The 4,427-nt window shown below is 47.9% G+C and carries 4 protein-coding genes; 1 reads left to right on the top strand and 3 read right to left on the bottom strand.

All coding sequences use genetic code 11. The features are described 5' to 3' along the window. The 3 genes from OEV79_12340 to OEV79_12350 all read right to left on the bottom strand — a co-directional run. Positions 1-769 (bottom strand): hypothetical protein (locus OEV79_12340; protein ID MDH4212224.1); only part of this gene is annotated, 769 nt, incomplete at its 3' end. A gap of 469 nt (positions 770-1,238) precedes the next feature. Beyond that, positions 1,239-2,891: a DUF2271 domain-containing protein gene (locus tag OEV79_12345; protein ID MDH4212225.1), complete on the bottom strand. Its 1,653-nt coding sequence runs from the start codon at positions 2,889-2,891 to the stop codon at positions 1,239-1,241. A gap of 101 nt (positions 2,892-2,992) precedes the next feature. Next, on the bottom strand, positions 2,993-3,376 hold the full coding sequence (locus tag OEV79_12350) for a VOC family protein (protein MDH4212226.1): 384 nt from the start codon (positions 3,374-3,376) through the stop codon (positions 2,993-2,995). Positions 3,377-3,631: 255 nt separating this feature from the next. Between OEV79_12350 and OEV79_12355 the strand changes: the two genes are divergently transcribed. Beyond that, positions 3,632-4,427 (top strand): hypothetical protein (locus tag OEV79_12355; GenBank protein ID MDH4212227.1); only part of this gene is annotated, 796 nt, incomplete at its 3' end.

The raw sequence follows: 4,427 nt of genomic DNA on the forward strand, positions 1-4,427 counted from the left end.
CGTTACTTGGGGTATACATTATTATCCGCAAGCCATCGGGAAATTCTCTGACCGTTCTTGACTGTTCCTGTGCAAAAAAGTACAAACTGCGGTCAGTCACACCTTCGTAGTTCTGCCACGAATAGGTCTTGCGCCCCTGTTCGGTGACCATATCCTCCAACCGGCCCGATGCCATCACCTCGAACTTAGCTGGAACATCGATGGTCAGCCTGTATGGAGCAATCCTTTCAGACATGGTCCCGGCTATTTTTGGATACCAGTTGTCGGTCCGGGTGATCGATGAATTGATGTGACAGAGCGAATCGGATATCTCCCACGAGAATGGCGAATACTGGTCGTAAAAACTGGTATCTTTGACCATATCGTATTCTAAGAGCAGCCACGCCTGTGAACTCTCGCCAAACACCCTCGATATGTCTATATCCAGGAGCGAATCCTCGAAGGTAAATGGCACCTGCTCGTTACGCATATCTGACACCGTAACGTTGATGAATGCAGCACCGCGGAAATTCTCGCCAAGCAAGACCCTCATCGAGTCAGGCGCTTCACGGGATAGTTTGCTAATACCGAGCAGCGCGTCTATTTCAAGACGGTCATACGTCCCGGGCACGCGTACGCTCACATCATATTCCACAATACGATAATCTTCCGCACCGCCGTCTTCTGTTTCGGCAGCGGCCGGAACCGACAAGAGAAAGATCACCGCAAAGTGAAAAAAGGATCTGAAGATGGAACGTGTCACGTTAACACTGATCAAATGGTCTATCATTGCACATCCACAGACTGTGCCGTAGCCTCTCCATCATTGCACAAAGACCTTGTGCTCGCAAACGGTCAACCGCCATCACATAACACAAACATCGTCAGAAAAACAAAAACCAACAGGTAGCGTAAAACCTTGAATATCCCTTTCATTGTAGATTCTCCTTTCTGATTACTCGATCCGCAAACCAACAAATTATATTCGTTAGTACCTCCACTGTAAAGCCCGGGCCATAATACATTACTTCCCCGTTCAGTTCCTATTTCTCATTCTACTCGACATCTTGATCTTCGTGAGACTACTGTGAGATATAGTCACTAAGTTATAAGGCAAATCTGCCACCGCATCACTTCGCTACTATATCCTGGTCCTAATCTGTGTTCTCAACTACGTCTCGCGACAGTACTCGAGATTCCGTTCGAACCATGAAGTTATTACTCTTCGAGTGAATAGAGAAGCCGGCCGAGGCTATCGATCAGGGCAGGTAGCGGACTTCCAGATACGGGATTAGATTACCTTCTTCAACAACCTTGCGCACCTCACGTTTGTTGATATTGACAGGTGCTTCCACTCGCTGGTATTGCATGCTCGGCCAGTAGGCAACCTCGACGACGACTCTGTAATCGCCTGAACCAACTTTCTTTCCGGCATGATCACCCAAATCCCAAGTGTACACATGGTGGCCCAGGTCAATGCTTGCACCGGTCACTGCATCGACATCTCTAAACTCGGAAGACTTTGCCCAGACCGGAAGATTTACCTGACGTTCTTTCGCATAGCCACTGAAGCCAGATACATAAACCGTCTTTATGAACCTTCCGTCGGCATCCTCGATCCATACCGCGGTTTGAGGTGCTAACTCGTCCCGGTAGCTCAACTCAAAATCAATATAAACAATAGGAAAAGCATATGCTGATAGATCAACGTGCATTACCGGCGGTCGCAGCGTGTTGAAAACATTCTGTACCGCCTCGGTTCCCGGGTATTTGGACACCACTTGTGTCCAGTAGGTCGTTGCCTTTTTCTGATGCGCATAGCCAAGCCAATAAATCGCCTCGGCTTTCATATCTCTGGAAACATTGCCTTTTGCAACCGTCTCTAAATCCGCAATCCCTTGATCGAGCCGGTTAACGAAAAAAGGCATCTGCACTGCAGCGACACCCCGCGTGAATCTCAATTCAGCATCTTCCGGAGTAAGTGCAACCGCCTTATCCAGGGCCTCTGCAGATTCGAAAGCAAGATCAGTGCGAAAATCTGTGTCTAGATATATCCTCGGGTCATAACCAACCGAATTAACTTCATTGAGAGAAAAAGCCAGCAATTTATACGCATCGTTGCTCGATTGTTCAATATTCACGGCTTTTCGCAAAACACTTGCTGCTTCTTCGTAGTTCCCTATCGCATAATAAACCTTGCCCAAAGCAAGCAACAGATCAAACCGGGTTGGTTCCTCTGCGACCTGTGCTTTAAGCCTCACTATCTCGGGAGTATCTTCAGGCAAATGCTTCATACGCTCGGCCTGCCAATTTTCGAATGTCACGATCTTATCGATATTCTCCTGAGCCAACCGCGCAAACTCAGTTTCAGGAACCAGCTCAATGACCTTCTCATTTATCTTTTTCGCCTTACCGTATTCGGCATTTTTCTGATAACCGACAGCCAGATACTGATACGCCTCAGCGAGTTTCTCTTTCGAAGATGGATCCGGGGATTTTTCCAGCGCCTGAGTGAGAATCTCAAAATCCCTTATACCTTTGTCCAACAGCTTCACAGACTTAGGCACGTTGACCGCCCATGCCCCGCGGTAGAACCTGGCCAAGAAATTGCCCGCGTCGAGTTCGAGCGCTTTGTCCCATGCCAAGAACGCCCGATTGGCAATTTCAAACATCTTCATGTAATCACGCGTCCGCTGAGCTTTTTCACTCAGCATTATACCAAGCTGTGTATGGGCATCAGTGTGGTCAGGAAATTCCTGGACAGCTCGTTCCATGGTTGATATTGCTTCATCATACTGACCGGCATTCTTGTATTCCTCTGCTTCTCCGATATATTCCTCTATTGTCTTGCTTTCTCCGAAGCGCGCAGCAAAGGATACAACTATTAGTACTGTGGTGATTAGGCATTTCAAACTTACCTCCTTCTGATCATCTCCTTATCTGCTGAGTAACGCTGACTGAAAACAGAAACTGCCCTATTTTAACAATCCAACGAACAGAGTACGCGGGGCGTTTATTTTGCGTCCGGGTCGTCCTCCATCAATCCGAAGAGGTTTCCTTCGGTATCATTGCACTGCGCAAACCAGCCAACGCCATGTACCGGACGCTTGGGTATCACTATTTCCCCACCGTTTGCTTTCACTTTCTCGATGTACTCGTCGATCGGCTTCACGCCTACGGTACAGACAAAAGCGACGACCCCGTCACCGCCGCGCAGAGGTTGTTCGCGCTTGCCAATTGCACCATCTATCCCTGGTTCATCCTTACCAGTAGACACCAACCAGTAATCCACCGGCCCCTGCCACTTTTCTATCTTCCAACCAAAAACATTGCTGTAGAACTTGCATGCCCTCTCGGGTTCGTCGGCGTTTATTTCGAAATGTATTACCCTTGGCATAAAAACCCCCTTTCAAAAACCGAATGTTGTTGTACTAAATGAGAACTACCATAGTATAACAACAAAGCGCCTCGGGTCAATATCGAATTCTCATTGTGTCAGGTCATTGTACGAAATTACGCACAGAACAGAATTCGCGAAAGCTACCGTTTTCAATGCAGCCCACGCTTGACACAAGCCACACAATTATCTATACTCCACCAGCAAGGTCATTATGATCTCATATTGTAGATTCAGTACAGCAAGGAGGTGGCGATGATAAGCAGAAAGACTTTGTTGATACACGGTATTAATCTCTGTGGTATTATCACCATCATACTCTTATGCTTTGCGCCAGTGCAGGCTCTGGACACGTCACACATTAAAGGCACGCTGAGGATCCCTGATTCACTCCATGTCCAGATACTAAAAACAGTCGATGGTTCGACATTCATTGGCCGCATCACGGAAATCAGAGAGTACGACGTTGAATTTGAGTCGGACATCGGAATAGTGAAAATCGCGATCCTGAAGATAAAGGAAATAACTGAGGTGCCGGTAACTCATATAAAGGAGGGTGCTTACTGGTTCCCCAATCCAAATGACACACGATTGTTCTTTGCACCGACTGCACGATGTTTAAAGGCAGGCTCCGGTTACTTTGCTGATTATGTATTGTTCTTCCCTATGCTTGCCTTCGGTATTACCGATAATATCACGATCGCCGGTGGCATGTCTCTCATTCCGGAGTTAGCCATTCCCGATCAATTCTTCTACTTCACTCCCAAGGTAGGAATCAACATGGACAACGTCACCCTTGCATCCGGTATACTGATGGCTGGGCTACCCGGTGAAGATGCGCCCCTCGTCGGGATTCTATATGGAGTAGCTACGCTTGGCAGCGCCGACAACAACACTACAGCAGGTTTCGGCTACGGCTTCGTCGATTGGGATTTTGCGGACAAACCGTTTCTCATGTTAGGAGGCCAGTATCGGGTTTCGCGTCGCGTTTCTTTCGTCAGCGAGAACTGGATATTGCCGGGTCTCGACGAACCAATCCTCTCCGGGGGGC

Source organism: candidate division WOR-3 bacterium (assembly GCA_029858255.1).
Classification (GTDB): Bacteria; Hydrothermota; Tepidihabitantia; order SM23-42; family SM23-42; genus SM23-42.